Source organism: Ruegeria sp. YTSB088, from assembly GCF_059609825.1.
This window is the reverse complement of sequence record NZ_JBXWMM010000001.1, coordinates 266,654-284,181: the sequence shown is the minus strand read 5'-3', so window position 1 is coordinate 284,181 and position 17,528 is coordinate 266,654. Positions and strand designations below refer to the sequence as shown.

The following is a 17,528-nucleotide window of genomic DNA, read 5'->3' as shown; positions in this document are numbered from 1 at the left end:
GTGCTGCTATGCGTGACTGATTGATCTGACGCTAAAGCTTGGCAAAATAGTCGAAGATTTCCGGCACGTTGCCGTCGCCCATGCCTGCGTCCGCGGCGGCCTGAAGGTTGTTCGCGGTTCCTTCAGCGATCTCGGCACGAGTGCCCACGTCCTCGGCCAGCTTCAGGAAGTAACCAAGATCCTTGTTGGCGTTGTTAATCGAAAACCCCAAATCGCTGACTCCATCCACCGCGTAGTTCTTACAAAACTGCATAAAGGGGGAATTGGACGGTCCAGCTGACATGATGTCAAAAAGCTGCTGTTTGTTAACCCCTGAGCGTTCAGCCACAGCAAAGGCTTGGCTCATGGTGCAAGCCGTCGTCATACCCATAAAGTTGTTGATGAGCTTGGTCACGTGGCCCGCACCCAGTTCGCCGAGGTGAAAGACATTTTCCCCCAGTACATCCAGGACAGGCTTCACCTTCTCAAAGTTGGCCATATCCCCCGCTGCCATGATATTCAGCAAACCATCCTTGGCGTGCATGGGCGTGCGTCCGAGCGGAGCATCAACCATACCGGCACCTTTGGCGGCCAAATCAGCGCCAATTTTTCGTGTGGACGCTGGGATGGAAGTCCCAAAGTCAATGACCACAGCACCTTTTTTTATGCCTGCCAGGATGCCGTCGTCGCCATAGATCAGGCTTTCGACGACTTCCGATGTCGTTACACAAAGCATCACGATGTCGCTATTCGCAGCAAGCTCTCGTGGGGTCGCAACCTCCACAGCGCCGCGGTTGACTGTGGCGGCCACTGCTTCCCTGTTACGACCCATGACAACCAAATCGAAACCGTTGTTTTGCAAGCATTCTGCCATGTTGCCGCCCATGAGACCGAGGCCTATGAAACCGATGACGGGTTTTGTCATATCTGACTCCTTAAACTCTTTCCAATTAGACTTCGCAGAGCGCTGTGACCGCTGCATGCGCGACTTCGAGATCTTGCGCTGGTAAGCCCGAGCTCACTCCGATCCCGCCGACAACATGTCCGTCAACCGTCACAGGGAGGCCACCTGCAACAGTCACCATGCGCCCCCCCAACGATGAAGATATTCCATGTGCGGCCATACCCGGCTGATTAGCTTCACCAAGAGCGTCCGTACCTTTTTGGATGCCGGCCGCGGTGAAGCTCTTGTCGATGGCTAGGTTGATGCTGGTGATCTTGCCGCCGTCCATCCGCTCAAACGCGATGAGGTTGCCGCTTTCGTCGGTGACGGCAATACACATTGGCACGCCGATTTCCTGCGCTTTGGCTCGCGCTCCTGCGATTAACTTGCCCGCGTCATCGATGTCCAGGCGTCTTATTGTCAGCATCGCCTCATTCTCCTTTGATTTAGGGTCCAATGATCAGATTCGGCAGCGTCAGCGATATTGCCGGTACAAAAGTGATCAGCATAAGCGCGGCAAAGATGGCGAGGTAGAAAGGCCAAATCGTTTTGACCGCCTTCTCCATCGGTAGTTTTCCAACAGCACACCCCACAAAGAGACAGGTCCCGACAGGTGGCGTGCAAAGACCAAGACCGAGGTTCACCAAAAGGATCATACCGAACTGCAGCGGGTCGATACCCAGCATGTTCATCACCGGCAGGAAAATCGGCGTGCAGATAAGGATGAGCGCGGCCATGTCCATGATCATCCCCAAGAGCAACAGCACAGCGTTGATCATCAACAAGATCAGGATCGGGTTTTCTGTGATACCCAACAGGAATTCGACTGTTTTTGTCGGCACCCGGTTGAACGTCAGCATATAGGCAAAGGCACCAGCGCAGGCGATCAGGATCATCACCATAGACGTTGTGCGCACCGAAGAGATAACGGCGGTTTTGAAGTTTTCCCAGGACAGGCTGCGATAGACAACAAGCGTCACCACAAAGGCATACATTGCCCCGAACGCGCCGGATTCAGTCACCGTAAAGACGCCTGACAAGACCCCTCCGACAATGATCACGGCCGTCAATAGACCCGGAATCGAACCCACAAAAGCAATGGCAAGTGCGGTCCAACCTGGAAACTGCTCGGCCTGATAACCACGTTTGACCGCTACGACATACGCTGCAATTGCAAGGCAGCAACACATAAGGACGCCGGGCACAACGCCAGCCAGAAACAGTTTTGAGATTGAAACAGCACCGCCTGTTGCAAGGGCAAAGATGATCATGTTGTGGCTGGGCGGGATGATGATCCCGGCAATTGATGATGTCACTGTGACGTTCACCGCATAGTCGGCATCATAACCTTTGTCTTTCATCACCGGTATCAGGATCGACCCAAGCGCCGAAATATCGGCAATTGCCGACCCGGAAATGCCACCAAACAACATGGACGAGAAGACATTGACGATACCAAGCCCACCGCGCACAGCGCCTACGGCAGCCTGCGCGAACCGAACCAACCGGATCGCGATACCACCGTGAAACATAAGCTCACCTGCAAAGATGAAGAACGGGATCGCCATTAGCGAAAAGACGTTGATCCCCGACACGATACGCTGGAATCCAACAAACAGCGGCAATCCTTCAAACCAAAAGGAAGCCAATGCAGCGATACCAAGGGCGTATGCCACTGGCGCGCCTATGATGACACAAAGGGCAAAAACCCCCAACAGAATCATGAGTCCCATGACTATCCCTGATCTATGTTGTCTTGGCGTTCGTCTCGGCCCAGAAACAGGCGGATCAGATGGCCAGTGGAAAAAAGGAACACCAACGCGCCGCTGATTGTCAGTGGCAAGGAGCGCAAGCCCTCTGACCATTGGATGAGCGGGATCAGGGTGTTCCATTTGAATTTGGTCAACTCGACTCCGTACCAAAACATCATGCCACCGAAACCTGCCATCAGGACATCAGAGACCACGACGAAAACCGTTCGCACAGAGGGCGGAACTATATTGCGGAACACGACAACAGAGAGGTGCGTGTGATTGTGCACGCCCGCAGCCGCACCGAGGAACGCGATGACCATGACCAAAAGCAGTGAAACCTGCTCGACCCACGTGGGCGTGTTGTTCAGAACGTAGCGGCCGAATACCAGCCAGGCAAAGATCGCTGTCATAACAACAATGGCGACGCCGGACAGCAACATGCAAACTCGTGCGAGCAGATCAAGGATCCTGTCCATGTTGCGCATGGCGGCAGGTGGGGTATCTGGCTCTTGCATTGGATTTCCTTTGAGACAAAACGCCCGGCATCCAATTGGTGGAGCCGGGCGCTCAAAGTTGGACTTTTAAAGCAACTTATTCAGTAGCTTGCGCCATTTCCACCAACGCTTTCATGTCAGGATTTGCAGCCAAGTAGTCTGCATAAACCGAATCCATTGCGGACTGGAATGGGCCTTTGTCAGCGATTTCGTTGACCGTGATACCAGCCGCTTCAACATCTTTACGCGCTTGCTCAGAGCCAATTGCCCAAAGCTCACGCTGGACCAGTGCGGCTTCTTCTGCTGCACCGCGCACAGCGGCTTGCAACTCAGGCGACAGCGCGTTGAATTTGGCCGTGTTCACGCAGATGCACTCGGGGATAATCAGGTGCTCGGACAAAGAATAATTTGTGGTCACTTCATAGTGACCGACATTCTTGAACGACGGGAAATTGTTCTCCGCACCATCAACAACGCCGGTTTTCAGAGCTTGCTGAACTTCGGAGAAAGCCATTGGAGACGGGTTTCCGCCCATAGCCGAAATCATCGATGTATAAAGATCGTTGTTCATCACACGGATTTTCAGACCTTCGACATCTGCGGGCGTGTTGATCGGCTTTTGGCTGTAGAAAGAACGCGCACCGGCATCAAACCATGCCAGTGGCAGAACGCCTGCTTTACCCATTGCAGCTGAAACAACCTCACCAGCTTCGCCGTCCAGCACGCGGAACATGTGCGGCACATCCTTAAAGATGAAAGGAAGCGATACAAGGTTAGCTTCTTTTACCATTGGGCCAATGGGACCCAGGTTGAAGTTACCGACCTCTATTGCGCCGATACGAACCTGTTCAAGGGCATCCGGTTGGGAACCCAGAACACCACCGTGAAACACATCGACGGTAACTTCGCCGTCTGTAGCTGCGTCAACCAGTTCGGCAAACTTGTCCATTGCAGCCGTGTTGGGATGGCCGTCGTTGTGGATGTTCCAGGCCCGCCAGTTTTCGGCTGAAGCTGATGTTGCAATCAGTGCCACGGCGGTCGCAGTCGCAAAGAACGATTTCGTGAAAGTCATGGGTTCTCCTCCCCGATTAATTTTGGACAGGATTTGGCTTTCATGGAATTTCAGAGACCGTAAGCCACATAGCTTTCGATTTCCCCAAGAACCAGAATCGCTGCTGTCACTAAAGGGACACTAGTATCCAAGTTATGTCAACTGTGAGCATCTAGTATGTCAGATTGCTTGACAGTCGAAGGCGCAGGGCATTTGATAGGTGAAAGGTCCAAATTGGTTCGCTCAAGCAGAAGTCAATAGAAAACCATATTGATTTCAATGCCCTAACGGTGAATCGGGAATACTAAAACGTGATCAAGACAGAGGGCGCAAGCAACATACCGTGGAAGATATAGTCAGACGAACCACAACCGATGCGGTCTATGAAGCGCTACACGACGAAATCGTTTCGCTTGAAATTCTTCCCGGCACGAAGCTTTCCGAATCTGAGGTAGCGAGCCGATTCGGTGTATCACGCCAACCTGTTCGCAACGCGTTCACAAGGCTCGCCAACGAAGATCTGCTCTTAATACGACCACAAAAGGCGACCATAGTTCGGGGATTTTCGATGGAGCGTGTGGCTCTCGCTCGATTGGTTAGAATGGCGGTAGAGTTGGAGATCGTCCATCGAGCAATGGAAGTTTGGGACGCAACACATGAAGCAAAACTTGCAGAAAATCTCGCCTTACAAGAGCAGGCAATCAGTGAAGGTGATCTATCGGCGTTTCACACGCTGGACTATGATTTTCACAAACTGATCTATGTGCTCAGCGGCAATCCGATGGCCTTTGATGTGATGCTAGAATCAAAGCAAAAGGTTGACCGGCTTTGTATGCTCAGCCTTGAAAAGGGTAGTGCCGCAGAAGCCATCCTCGCCGACCACCGTGAGATTGCAGAGGCTATGGCGGCAGGAGACCATGACCAAGCGCAAGCCTCTGTCAGAAAACACCTGTCCCGCCTCGACGAAACCATCGACTTCATTCACAAGACGCACCCAGACTACTTTGAGTAACCGAGGCCAAGCGATCTGGTGGTCTCAGGCCGTTCCTCGTTCCGGACGGTCATTATCAATATTGAATTTCATTCCGTCCAAAAGCTCGTCCAAATCGGGACGTGCCGCAGGGCCGTTAGAGATATCGACCAGCATCAGCGTCCCGTTCGGACGGATACCAAACGCACCAGGTTCGGCGAATAGACCCGTCGTTTCTGCTTCAGATAAAGGTGATGACACATAAAGACCAAGCGAGCGCATTTGCGCTTCGGTCATTCCATAACAAAGATCAAAATCCCAGCCAAATTCTGCTTTGTCTGCCGCAGCTTTTTCTTTGGTGTCAGCAGATACAACAAAAACGTCCATAACGTCATCCCATGCCGGCAGCGCCGCATTCAACTTGTTCAAGAAGCGCTTACAGCGTGGACAATGCTTGCCTCGATAGACAAACAGCATGGTCCAGCGGTCTCTTTGCTGACCGATCGTAACCTTGTCCTCAGACCCCAGTCTCATAAAACTCATTTGCTCGATTTGCGCGCCTACATTTGGTTTGGCTGAGGTCATGAGTCGTTCCTTTGTTCTATAAACAATGGCTATGCGCGGATAACGTTAGCTTAGTTCATGTCACGTTAAGGCAATGATTGAAACCAAGAACGCGATATCATTGGGTACTTGAAAGGCGCGTTCGATCTAAGATTGCCGTTAGTTAACGAGGAATTACCGATACCTACCAGCCGTCACTCTAAGCCCCTCATTGCGGCCGGACATCTAATTCCGCAACAGGTGTGAGGATGCTGTCAGGCAAATTCGAACCAATCTCAGTTTGCCGGCAAATGCGTGAACTTATACGGAACAAAGCTGGCGCCACTCGGCGAGGGTGGCGGTTCGGTTAACTTTTAAAACTGTGTCGTGAATAAAGATGGCGTTCCTGATTGAAGTGGTTGTGCGCCGAAGAATGGACAGCGGCGAACTTTTGCAAACATCGCATCTGTCGGAAACGCAGCATCACTCGTTCCCTTCGTCGAAATGGAAGGTGTGAATTTTCCGCTCGGTTGTTCACCCAGCGTCCCGTTTCCTGCCTTCGCACGTTGCCAATAACTTTCAAAGCGGCGCCATAGAACCGAAGCTTGTCCATCACAATCACTTCCGGCCGGCCATACCTCTTCATTGATTTTCTTAAGAATTTCAACGCTGCATTACGATCCCGGCGCTTAGTGACAAAGCTTTCCATCACTTCACCTTCGTGATCAACGGCCCGCCAAAGGTGGTGTGTCTTGCCATTGATCTTCACGAAAACCTCGTCCAGGTGCCACTGCCAGTTCGAGTAGCAACAAATCCGGCTCACCCTGTTTTTGCGGATCTCAGCTGCGAACACTGGACCAAATCTGTCCCACCAAAACCGCACCGTTTCGTGGCTTACGTCGATGCCGCGCTCATGCAGAAGATCTTCCACGTTCCGCAGCGACAGCGGGAACCGGACATACATCATAACGGCCAGGCGAATGATCTCTGGGCTGGTTTTGAAGTAGCGAAATGGATTGGGTTTTGTCATCCCCGAAGCTACGGAACCACCCTACCCGCCTCAAGCCGGTTTCCTCTGACAATGCCGGTCTAAGTTCATCTAATTCCCGGTTTTTGTGTTCTTCTCGCTTAGTGTGGCTACCAGTTTTCTGGTCACACTATTGCAATAGCAATAGGAGCGAGGTCAGGGCTGACTTAACACTGCGGAGATTTTCGCACAGGTTTAGTTTTCAACAATCCATCTGTTTGGGCGTCAAAACTTGACGAACCGCAGATTCGAAGGGGGGAAGATGACGAACAACATAAACTCTGCCAATAATAATTTAATAAAATCAAACTGGTAGAAAAATTAATGGCGGAGAGACAGGGATTCGAACCCTGGAGACGGTTTCCCGCCTACACACTTTCCAGGCGTGCGCCTTCGACCACTCGGCCACCTCTCCGTGCCGGCGATATTTGGACGAATGCAATCAGATTTGCAAGGCCCCAATTCGGTGAATTCAGTTGAATGCTTAAATTATTCTGTACACCTACTGTAGGGTGACAAAAGGCCAACACGTGCTGGGATCTGGTCGCTCAAACCTCATCACCCGAATCCGAGTCCAAATCCGCCTCGGTCAAATCCGCAGGAGCTTGTGCGACTTTATGTGGTTGATCCTGCTCAGATACGAAAGCATCCTGCTTACCTTTTCCCGAGGCTTGCAGGGTTTCAGGATTTCGCAACCAGATATCACGCTGTGCGAATGGAATCTCGATCCCCGCCTCCGAGAATCTGCGGTTGATTTCATGGTTCATGTCGGATTTCACCGACAGAACCCAATTCACGTCCCGCAGGATCGCCCGTATTTCAAAGTCCAAAGAGTCCGCTCCGAACCCCTGGAATACAACGCTTGGCGCCGGGTTGGCCAAAACCATCGGATGGTTGTTGGCGACTTCACCCAGAATGGTTTCGACCAGACGCGTGTCAGTTCCGTAGGCAACACCCACCGGAACAATCACCCGCCCAATCGTATTGCCACGGGTATAGTTTGTAACAACACCGCTGATCAGGTCAGAATTCGGAACAATTACATCCGTCCTGTCAAACGTCTCGATCCGGGTCGAGCGAACGGAAATGTCCCGCACATATCCCATCATGCCATTCACATCGATCCAATCCCCCTTGGAAATCGGGCGCTCGACCAGAAGGATGATGCCTGAGACGAAGTTTGACACGATTGTCTGCAAACCAAAGCCGATTCCAACAGACAGCGCTCCGGCGACAATCGCCAGCGACGACAAATCAAATCCGGCCACCATGATTGCCACCAACGCGGCAAGAAATATCCCAACGTATCCGGACCCGGCGACAATCGCGTTTTGGCCACCCGGGTCTATGCTGGTTTTCGGCAGAAGCGAATTCCGCAGTCCGCTTTGCAACAGGCGCGTCAGCGTATAACCGATTGCGAAAACGGCAACAAAGGTCAGAAAGTTGCTTGGCGAGATCGTAACTCCGCCGAGATCAAACCCAAGCAGCAAGCGCGACCATACTTCCAGCAGATCAGTCTCGCGTGCGCCCCAATAAATTGCCAGAATTGGCAGTGCCGTGATGGCCAATGCAAACCCGACCAGTACGGAAAAAAGCGAATCTCGCGCGGCTTCTCCCTGCCCTGTGATCCAACCGTAAATTTGACTGATGAACCGCTGCAGGATGACCAAGGCCCCGATCAGCACCAATGTCTTGACCGCAGGAAACACGATTGCTTCGGCCGCATTGGTGTATCCGAAAATCGCCAACAAAGGAGACACGATGCCCAACAGGAACAAAGCCCGACGCAGGAACTCGACCAACTGGCTGAAACCTGCGGAACGGGTCGAGGCAGATTGATCCGGCGGGCCGTCGGTTGTTCGAATCTGGCGTATTCGCAACAACAACAAAGCCGTAGCGACAATGATCGGGAAGCTAACGACGGCGCGGGTCGCGTCGGAAATGTTTTCGATCCGCTCAAACAGCAGCGCCAATTCGTGCAAAACCAGTATCAGGGCAAGCAGGTCTATGTACACGCGCAGTTCGGTGATACGCGCTGCGGACAGACGTTTGAACCCCTGCGAGGCGCCGATCACGTACACCTGGCGACCAATCCAGTCATAGAAAAACAAGATCGCTGCCCAATACGGAACATTCTGAAGCAAAAGGCTGCCCCTCAGCCCCGGAACACCGGTGAGACTGATCGCCGTGACCACGGCAACCACTCCGATCCATGGCAATAGAATTCGCATTAGTGAGATTACGAACGACCATACCCCCGTCCCGGCCCCGCCGAGTAACCTGAGGTAGTCGCCTCCAAGTTCGGACCACCGTTTGCCAAAGATCAGCAGCACGGCTGAAAGGATCAGAAGTATGAAGATTGCGAGCCCACGAGCACGAACTTGCTCGCGCACGACATCTGAACGCAAATTCGTGATCGTTTCGTTTACAAGGCTTTGAATGGCCTCTTTGACATCCACCCATGCCGGCCCCCAATACGCCGGGTTGATCGGCGACGGGCCCTGTTCAAAAAATTCTTTTTTCTGCCGCGCGCGAAGGATCCGATCGATTTCGCTGATCAGCCCATTCGCACGGCTATACGCTTCTTCAGATATGATGCGCGGCACGCGCAGACTGTTGAGCTGTTCTTCTAGATGCGCGCGAAGTTTGGCTATATCTTCGGGTTCGGTCGCGTCCCCTTCGGGTTTGGGGCCCAACGCTTTTATCTGACTTTCAAGCGTCGTGATGCGGTCGGTGTTAGCACCTCGGGCTCGATTGAAGTCTTCCCTGTACCTATTTATTTCTGAACGCAATTTCTCTAGTGCGGCATCCGAAGCCCGGTTCGCCTCAATCACGGATTCGGCCCGGTTCGCCGTTTTGATCCAACCTTGATAATACTCGCTTTGACGATCCGTCAGTTGCGCGACAGCGCTAGTTGAAAACCAGACAAAGCACAGGAATAACAGGGTAAAAAACAGGCGGACCTGTCCAAGCATCACACGTCCTCGAATACGCCGGGAATGCTGCGTGGCGCTTCGGTCATCCAATCCGGAACCGGAAGCTCTTTTTCTCGCAGGAACTCGGGGTTGAACAGCTTTGATTGATACCGAGTGCCGTAATCGCACAGGATGGTCACGATGGTATGACCTGGCCCCATTTCCTTAGCCAGGCGCACCGCCCCTGCCATGTTGATTGCGGTTGAGCCGCCCATGACCAGACCTTCCTCACGCAGCAGGTCAAAGATGTACGGCAGCGCTTCGTTGTCGGTGATCTGATACGAAAAATCCGGTGTAAACCCTTCCAGGTTCTTGGTGATACGCACCTGCCCGATGCCTTCGGCGATCGAACCACCCTCCATCGCGATCTCACCCGTCGTGTAAAACGAATACAGGCCAGCCCCCATGGGATCGGCAAGACCGATTTTGACGCCCTTGGGCTGCAAAACTTCGGCGACGCCTGCCAACGTTCCACCCGACCCGACGGCGCTGACGAACCCGTCAACCTTGCCGCCTGTCTGTTCCCAGATCTCGGGCCCCGTGGTTTCCACATGTGCCTGACGATTCGCCACATTGTCGAACTGGTTGGCCCAGATTGCGCCATTGGGTTCTGTCTGCGCCAGTTCCTCAGCCAGACGGCGGGAATAATGCACGAAATTATTGGGATTGCGATACGGGGCTGCGGGCACCTGAACCAACTGAGCGCCTGCCAAACGCAGCATATCCTTCTTTTCTTCCGACTGGGTCTCGGGGATAACGATAACCGTTTTGAATCCCATCGATGCACCGACCAGAGCCAGACCAATACCGGTATTCCCGGCAGTGCCTTCCACGATGGTACCGCCCGGTTTCAGATCCCCCCGAGCGATTGCATCTTTGATGATAAAAAGAGCAGCACGATCCTTTACCGACTGACCCGGGTTCATGAACTCGGCTTTGCCAAGAATCTCGCATCCAGTCTCTTCGCTGATGCGGCGCAGCCGGATCAGCGGTGTTTTTCCTACTGCGTCAGCAAGATCTCGTGCAATGCGCATGGTCGCCCCTTGTCATTTGGTATCTTCGAAGATTTACAGCCGCACTGCCGCGACCACAAGCGAGATAGTTACGCGCGCAAACGATCCCGATGGCGGGCCAGCCAGTACGCCAGGGACACCAGTTGCAAATCCTTGAAAAGATGGCGGTCCGTCATATCGATAAATTCGTCGAATGGCAGAATCCGGCTGCGGATATCTTCACCCTCTGTGTCCAAGCCACCGGTGATTGTTGTCTCAGTTAAATTGCCAAGTCCGACATAAAGATACATGAAACCCGTAGAGGAACCGCTGGAGGAATACGCGCCGCCCGCATATTCCAGCCTGTCAAATCTAACTCCTGCTTCCTCCATGGCCTCGCGATGCGCCGTCTGTTCAGGCGTTTCGCCGGGGTCGATCATCCCGGCAACTGCTTCCCAAAGCCAGGGCTCCGGATCGTTGATCAAAAACACCGGCGGCCTGAACTGCTCAACCAAAAGCACGGTGTCCCGGATCGGGTCATACGGCAGAACTGACACGGCACTGCCCTGCATCAAACCGCCCCGGTGCAGCACGGGGCCCATGCTGCCGTCATGCTGCAGGAACTGAATGTCGATTTCCTCCATCCCGAAATAGTCCACGTAGACCCGGTCGTGGCGGTGCACAATTACGTCTTCGTCTATGTTCCGCGGGTCGCCGGTTCGCCGCTGGCTGGCCATGATCTTTGCCCAGGCACGGGTTTGAATGGCGCGTACGCTGCGTGCTATGACTTTGGGATCGACTTTGCCGAAATAGGCCATTTCCTCTTCGGCAGCGAGCGCCGTAACCTCGCCCAATTTGTCCACCCAGTCCTGTAACGACCACAACTCACCAGGCTGCCATGCGCCCGGGGTCGGGAAAAAGACCTGCGCCCGGGCTTCGCCCCCGTCCTCCAGAATAACCTTCAACGATTTCAGGTCATAGTCAAAAGACCCTTCGTAATAGGCCAGCCTGGCCAGATCATCGGATGACAAACCCTGCACCAGCAAGCCTTCGGCAGCGGCACCCTTGGCGGGCAGGATCATCGGGAAATCCTGCCCCTGAACCGCGTGAACCTCGTGATCGCACAGCTTGGCAGTATGAAACGTTATTTCGCCCAGCGGACAGCCCAGAACGCGCTGCAACAGCGGCAGATACCGCAGCGTTCCATAGAAGAACAGATCAGACAAATTCAATCTCTCTTGTGACGAAATGGTTCAGCGCCATTTGCGGCTGGCCTGTTCCGTGGCCAGCCCGGCGACAACGGCACCAATGGCGAATGTGATGAGAATCTCGGGGTAGATCAGTTGCTTGCCGTAATCGATTCCAATCGAAAAAATGGCCATCACGGCTTCGAACGGGCCACCATAGCGATTTCGCATTGCAAGATCGAACATACGATAGCACCCCTGCACAAACAGCGCCCAAAAAACCAGTGAGGCAACTCCGGTCAAGCCGTTGTTAATACCCGCAGTCCACCCGCGCCCGGCGCGCTTGCCCATGATTTTCCAGCCACAGATCGCGCCAAGAGCCATGTTCACATAGGTAAAGTAACCATAGTCCTTACCCTCTTCACCATTTTCGATAACCATGCTTGAAACAAGAAAAGCCAGCACGATGAGACAAACAGCGGCTACGAGACGCGAGGCAGTGGGCATGTGACGGTCCGGGAGTTAACTTGGTTTCGATATTGTAATCTGTGTCACATCGCAATTGCCCGTGTCAAAGGCCGCACCGCACGCGGTCAAATAATAATTCCACATGCGGCGGAAACGCTCATCAAACCCCAAGTCCGAGATCTGATCCCATTTGTCGTTGAATGTTTCATACCAGCGGCGCAGAGTCAGGTCATAGCTTTTCCCGAATTCTTTCGAGCGTACAACCTGCAACCCGGCCTGATCTATCTGCTGACGCAGGATTGTCGGTGACGGAAGCATTCCACCTGGGAAGATGTATTTCTGAATGAAATCAACGCCATTCTTGTAAAAATCCCAGCGGTGATCACCCACCGTTATGATTTGAAAAGTCGCTTGAGCGCCAGGTTTCAACCGCTCACGAACGGTTTCGAAATAAACCGGCCAGTATTTTTGACCCACCGCCTCAAACATCTCGATGGATGCTATGCCGTCATAGACCCCGCGTTCATCCCGATAGTCTTGCAGCTTGAATTCGACTTGATCTGATAATCCTGCCTTTTCAATACGTTCCTTGGCGTATTTAAATTGTTCCTGACTGATGGTCAGGCCAGTGACACGCAAACCCCGTTCTTTTGCGGCATATTCCGCGAAGCCGCCCCAACCACATCCGATCTCCAGAACATGGTCCCCCGGTTTTGCACCCATCTCATCCACAAGACTGGCGTACTTGGCTGTCTGCGCATTCTCGAGGCTTTCCTGCCCGGTTTCAAATATCGCACTGGAATAAGTCATCGTCTCGTCCAGCCATGAGCTGTAAAAATCATTTCCCAGATCGTAGTGATACGAGATATTCTTCTTAGCTTGCGCCCTGTTGTTTCGGTGCAGCCAGAACCGCAGCCGTTCATAGGCCTGAACAAGAAACTGGCCCGTAAACCCGTCATAAACGGTTTCGGTTCCTAGATGCACAAGATCCATGAAAGACCGCAGATCAGGTGTACTCCAATGTCCGTCCAGATACGCATCGGAGAAGCCCAGTTCGCCTTCGCGGATCAGGCGTGCAAAGACGTCGTCGTCGTGAATTTCGACCTGAGCAACCGGCCCGGCCTTTGCGCCTTCTGCGCGAAACGTGCGACCATCGGGCAGTTTGATATACAGTCGCCCGGATTCCATCCGGTTCAACATTTTGAAGACTTGGGCGAAATATCTGGGCAGGTTTTTCTGCCCTTCGGTCGTCGTCAGGATCATCCGCTCTCCCCTCTGCGGTACTTGTACAAAGCTAGGCGGCGAAATTGTTTCTGGCAAGTTTTCAGTTCCTTAGTGGGGTTTTCGGCTTTCGTATGCGCGTAAGGCGCGGGTCCGCCCTTCGGACAATTCAACGATCGGCTTGGGGTAATTCGCATCCGGGTGCAGACCCCACGATCTCGGCGCGGCATCAAAATATGAAAGGGCCGTGTTGCCGGGTTCGGCATGGCCTTCAGCGATCCAGTGGCGCACAAACACCCCGTCAGGATCGAATTTCTCTGCTTGTGTCTGGGGATTGAAAATCCGGAAGAACGGGGATGCATCGGGCCCCGAGCCGGCAACCCACTGCCAGCCCATGGCATTACAGGCCGGATCCCAGTCGACCAGACAATCCTCAAACCACTCCATTCCTATTTTCCAATGGGTCATCAGATGCTTGGTCAGATAGCTTGCGACGATCATACGGGCCCGGTTGTGCATCCGACCTGTCACATACATTTGCCGCAGGCCGGCATCGACAACAGAGATACCGGTTCTGGCCTGCCGCCAGGCAGTGACCTCGGGATGGTCCGGATCGGTGTTCCAGGGAAAACTGTCCCATTCCGGCTTCCAGTTGGATGTCACCAGTTGAGGCGTATGGTACATAAGATGATAAGCAAACTCACGCCAGACAAGTTGGCGCAAAAAAGCGTCGGTTCCCCGTGTTCCGGTCAACGCGGCCCGCTGGACCATGTGCCAGACGGTGCGTGGCCCGATCTCACCCAAAGAGAGGTACTCTGACAGGTTGGACGTCCCATCCTGATCAAGCCTGTCCCGAAGATCGGAGTATTGAACAATCCGGTCGAGAAACTCTTCGAGGTGATCCAGAGCGGCCCGCTCGCCAGGTTGCACATGAGGGCGCACGACCCTCGCTCCCCTGTTCATTGCACCCCCCAACCGACAATCGCTCAAGCCGTCAGAAGCAGGCCACGACACAGGTGCCTTAAGCGCAGTAACTGGCGCGTCAGGAAGTTGTACTTCCCGCCCCTGAACCGCACGCCACATCGGTGTGAAAACCCGAAACGGATGACCCGATTTGGTGGCGACAGTCCAGGGTTCAAAAAGCAGATGCCCGGAAAAAGACTTTGCAGTCACACCTTCTGTTGCAAGTACAGACTTAATCTTCTTGTCGCGTTCAATCGAGGCAGGATCGTAAGCGCGGGACCAGAAGACAGAGGTTGCGCCGGTCTCGGCCATAACCCGCTGCACCTGTTCAAGCGCATCCCCGCGTCGAAAGATCAGTCGGCTGCCCATATTGGCCAGTGACGCTTTGAATGCCTCCAACCCTAAGCCTAAACGCCACTTTGGCGCGGCTCCCATCTGGTCGACAATATCGTCATGAATAAAAAGTGGTATAACCGGACGGCCACTTTCGGCCGCCGCAGTCAACGCGGGGTGGTCCGACAGACGTAAATCCCGTCGAAACCACAAAACGATCGGAGCCTGCTCTTGCACTACAATCCGCCCTTGAGGTTCTTATCTATACGCACTCTCAAGGGTAGTGGATCACAAAACGCGCTCAAGAGCCTCTAGAAGCTGATCAATTTCGTGCTGTGTAGTGTAATGTGTGAAGCTGACGCGCAAAACACCTTGTGCCGGATCAACGCCCATCGCCCGCAAGGGACGCACCGCATAGAAGTCTCCGCCGCCTGCCATGACACCATATTGCGCCAGTTCTGCTGCAACTGGTTCAGCCGGACGGTTCAACGAAAGCGCAACGGTGGGCGCGCGCCGGTTGGCGTCAGACGTACCGATCAGACGTACCGCGTTTCGGTCTTTTACTGCATCCAGAACCGGTTGCAGCAGCGACACTTCGTGCGACCGCATCAGATCATGGGCAAACGCTCCCTGCTCTGCCGCGCCCGTCTCGGGTCCGCCATGGTGGGTACACAGCAGCTCAACATAATCCACCATACCAGCACTGGCTGCGATCTGCGCGTGATCGGGGCCAGCCGGGGTGAATCGCTTGTACAAGACGTCACCGTTGAAATAATGCGCCTGGTTGGGCAGCAGCTCTCCCAGTGTGCGGCGGATGACCATGCACCCCTGATGCGGGCCATAGGTCTTGTACGCAGAAAACAAATAAATATCCGGCCCCAGATCGCCAACATTCGGAAATCCGTGCGGGGCGTAGGATACGCCATCAACGCAGACAAACGCACCCGCCGCATGCGCAATAGCAGTGATCTCTGTGACCGGATTGATCTCACCAACAACATTTGAGCAATGAGGAAAACAGACCAGACGCACTTTTTCGTCCAACATGTTTTCCAGATCCTGAGGGTTCAGCGATCCGGTTTCCGGATCGATCTGCCATTCCCTCACCTCAATCCCGTCCTCAGCCAGACGGCGCCATGGGCCAGAGTTGGCTTCGTGATCCTGATTGGTCACGACGATTGCCTCGCCGGGCTGCATCCATTGTCGGAACGCCTGCGCCAAGACATAAGTGTTCTGGGTGGTTGAGGGGCCAAAACTCAACTCATCCGTGTCAACGCCCAGAATGGCGGCCATGCGCGCACGCGCTTCGTCCATTTCGACGCCCGCCAAGCGGCTGGCCTCATATGGGGCGTAGGGCTGAACCTTGCGCTGCGTGTAGAACCGTGTCAGCCGGTCAATCACCGGCTTGCAGGTGTAAGATCCACCCGCGTTTTCGAAAAACGCCTGGCCTTGCAGGCTGGGTTCGGAAAAGGCCGGGAATTGCGCCCGAACGAAATCGATATCCAGAGAGCTCATGCCTCATTGCTCCTTATTTATGCATTCAGATCAATGAGATGCCCACGCATGTTTCCGGACATCTCAGAAATCATGGCAGGTCTTCCAGCCCAGCCTGTGCTCGGGCCTTGGGCCAACAAAGCACGGGGCAGCCCTTCGCCTTGGAAGGACACCGATACTTAGACAGCGCCGTCCTCAACCGTCAAGCAAAAGCAAAACGCAGAAGCCCCGACATAAGGCCGGGGCTTTGAAAGCTTGCAGAGTTGCCCGGCGCTTGCACAGGCCTCAACCCTGAACCTTGGTATAGGTCCCCTCGCCTGCCAGAATTCCGCGGAAGCCACCGGGCTCATCAAGCCCGAATACGATCAGGGGCAGATTGTTGTCGCGTGCCAACGCAATGGCCGAGGCATCCATGACCCGCAGTCGCTTGGCCAGCACGTCATCATAGGTCACGGTATCATAACGCACTGCGTCAGCATGTTCCGCAGGGTCCTTGTCGTACACGCCATCCACTCCGTTCTTGCCCATGAAGATCGCCTCGCACGCCATTTCGTTGGCGCGCAGGGTGGCTGCGGTGTCTGTCGTGAAATATGGATTGCCAGTACCGGCGGCGAAGATACAGACCCGCTTTTTCTCGAGGTGCCGTACGGCGCGGCGGCGGATATAAGGCTCGCATACCTCGTCCATGCGAATGGCCGAGATCACGCGGGTGAACACTCCGTTCTCTTCCAGTGCGGATTGCATCCCCAGCGCGTTCATTACCGTAGCCAACATGCCCATATAATCCGCTGTGGTCCGCTCCATGCCCTGGGCTGAACCGCTCAGGCCCCGAAAAATATTGCCGCCGCCAATGACCATGCAAATCTCAACGCCCAGATCGTGGACCGATTTCACTTCCTGTGCGATGCGTTGCACGGTTGGCGGGTGCAGACCGAATCCCTGATCCCCCATCAACGCCTCCCCTGAAATTTTCAACATGACCCGTTTGTACTTTGTTTTCGGGGACTCAGCAGTTTCAGTAGTAGGGGAAAGGCTCATGTTGCGCTCCGGGCTGGCACGGGGTTAATTTCCGGCGCAAAATGAAGCAAAAGCTCCGCAGGTTCAATGCGGTTGGTGAGGATAGAGGCAACCGCG

At 54.1% G+C, this 17,528-nt stretch carries 16 protein-coding genes and 1 tRNA gene; 1 reads left to right on the top strand and 16 read right to left on the bottom strand.

Translation table 11 applies throughout. The annotated features are described in order from the left end of the window. Positions 1-31 precede the first annotated feature (31 nt). The 5 genes from AC2FFA_RS01390 to AC2FFA_RS01370 all read right to left on the bottom strand — a co-directional run bounded on the left by AC2FFA_RS01390 (position 32) and on the right by AC2FFA_RS01370 (position 4,242). A complete protein-coding gene (locus AC2FFA_RS01390; RefSeq protein WP_496671917.1) occupies positions 32-904 on the bottom strand; it encodes an NAD(P)-dependent oxidoreductase in 873 nt (290 codons plus the stop codon). A 25-nt stretch (positions 905-929) separates the two neighbouring features. Continuing rightward, positions 930-1,349, bottom strand: coding sequence for a GlcG/HbpS family heme-binding protein (locus tag AC2FFA_RS01385; RefSeq protein ID WP_496849508.1), 420 nt, complete (start codon positions 1,347-1,349; stop codon positions 930-932). A gap of 19 nt (positions 1,350-1,368) precedes the next feature. Then, on the bottom strand, positions 1,369-2,655 hold the full coding sequence (locus AC2FFA_RS01380; protein ID WP_058272447.1) for a TRAP transporter large permease: 1,287 nt from the start codon (positions 2,653-2,655) through the stop codon (positions 1,369-1,371). Positions 2,656-2,657: 2 nt separating this feature from the next. Continuing rightward, on the bottom strand, positions 2,658-3,191 hold the full coding sequence (locus AC2FFA_RS01375; RefSeq protein ID WP_117869182.1) for a TRAP transporter small permease: 534 nt from the start codon (positions 3,189-3,191) through the stop codon (positions 2,658-2,660). 76 nt (positions 3,192-3,267) lie between these two features. Beyond that, positions 3,268-4,242 (bottom strand): TRAP transporter substrate-binding protein, encoded by a 975-nt coding sequence (locus AC2FFA_RS01370; protein ID WP_496849506.1) that lies wholly within the window; start codon positions 4,240-4,242, stop codon positions 3,268-3,270. Between the two features lie 322 nt (positions 4,243-4,564). Here AC2FFA_RS01370 and AC2FFA_RS01365 point away from each other — a divergent pair, with 322 nt between their 5' ends. Further along, entirely contained in the window at positions 4,565-5,233 is a 669-nt protein-coding gene (locus tag AC2FFA_RS01365) for a GntR family transcriptional regulator (protein WP_496849504.1), read from the top strand. 24 nt (positions 5,234-5,257) lie between these two features. Here the strand turns inward: AC2FFA_RS01365 and AC2FFA_RS01360 are convergent, their stop codons facing one another. The 11 genes from AC2FFA_RS01360 to pyrH all read right to left on the bottom strand — a co-directional run bounded on the left by AC2FFA_RS01360 (position 5,258) and on the right by pyrH (position 17,432). Next, complete coding sequence (locus tag AC2FFA_RS01360; RefSeq protein ID WP_496849502.1) at positions 5,258-5,776, bottom strand: redoxin domain-containing protein; 519 nt, start codon at positions 5,774-5,776, stop codon at positions 5,258-5,260. Between the two features lie 325 nt (positions 5,777-6,101). Next, on the bottom strand, positions 6,102-6,764 hold the full coding sequence (locus AC2FFA_RS01355; RefSeq protein ID WP_496849500.1) for an IS6 family transposase: 663 nt from the start codon (positions 6,762-6,764) through the stop codon (positions 6,102-6,104). Positions 6,765-7,086: 322 nt separating this feature from the next. Next, positions 7,087-7,176 (bottom strand) — tRNA-Ser (locus AC2FFA_RS01350). A gap of 133 nt (positions 7,177-7,309) precedes the next feature. Beyond that, positions 7,310-9,736, bottom strand: a complete 2,427-nt coding sequence (locus AC2FFA_RS01345) for a DUF3772 domain-containing protein (RefSeq protein WP_496849498.1) — start codon at positions 9,734-9,736, stop codon at positions 7,310-7,312. Further along, positions 9,736-10,770, bottom strand: a complete 1,035-nt coding sequence (locus AC2FFA_RS01340; RefSeq protein ID WP_117869187.1) for a cysteine synthase A — start codon at positions 10,768-10,770, stop codon at positions 9,736-9,738. The genes AC2FFA_RS01345 and AC2FFA_RS01340 overlap by 1 nt, the downstream gene beginning before the upstream one ends. 68 nt (positions 10,771-10,838) lie before the next feature. Beyond that, positions 10,839-11,954: an NUDIX domain-containing protein gene (locus AC2FFA_RS01335; RefSeq protein WP_496849497.1), complete on the bottom strand. Its 1,116-nt coding sequence runs from the start codon at positions 11,952-11,954 to the stop codon at positions 10,839-10,841. A 27-nt stretch (positions 11,955-11,981) separates the two neighbouring features. Then, on the bottom strand, positions 11,982-12,422 hold the full coding sequence (locus tag AC2FFA_RS01330) for a TrgA family protein (RefSeq protein ID WP_299638645.1): 441 nt from the start codon (positions 12,420-12,422) through the stop codon (positions 11,982-11,984). A 15-nt stretch (positions 12,423-12,437) separates the two neighbouring features. Then, entirely contained in the window at positions 12,438-13,646 is a 1,209-nt protein-coding gene (locus tag AC2FFA_RS01325) for a class I SAM-dependent methyltransferase (protein WP_496849496.1), read from the bottom strand. A gap of 69 nt (positions 13,647-13,715) precedes the next feature. After that, entirely contained in the window at positions 13,716-15,137 is a 1,422-nt protein-coding gene (locus AC2FFA_RS01320) for a cryptochrome/photolyase family protein (protein ID WP_496849494.1), read from the bottom strand. Positions 15,138-15,188: 51 nt separating this feature from the next. Next, positions 15,189-16,415: an aminotransferase class V-fold PLP-dependent enzyme gene (locus AC2FFA_RS01315; protein WP_496849492.1), complete on the bottom strand. Its 1,227-nt coding sequence runs from the start codon at positions 16,413-16,415 to the stop codon at positions 15,189-15,191. A 264-nt stretch (positions 16,416-16,679) separates the two neighbouring features. Then, the gene (gene pyrH / locus AC2FFA_RS01310) at positions 16,680-17,432 is read right to left on the bottom strand and encodes a UMP kinase (RefSeq protein ID WP_117869192.1); all 753 of its coding nucleotides are present in this window, start codon (positions 17,430-17,432) and stop codon (positions 16,680-16,682) included. Positions 17,433-17,528 lie beyond the last annotated feature (96 nt).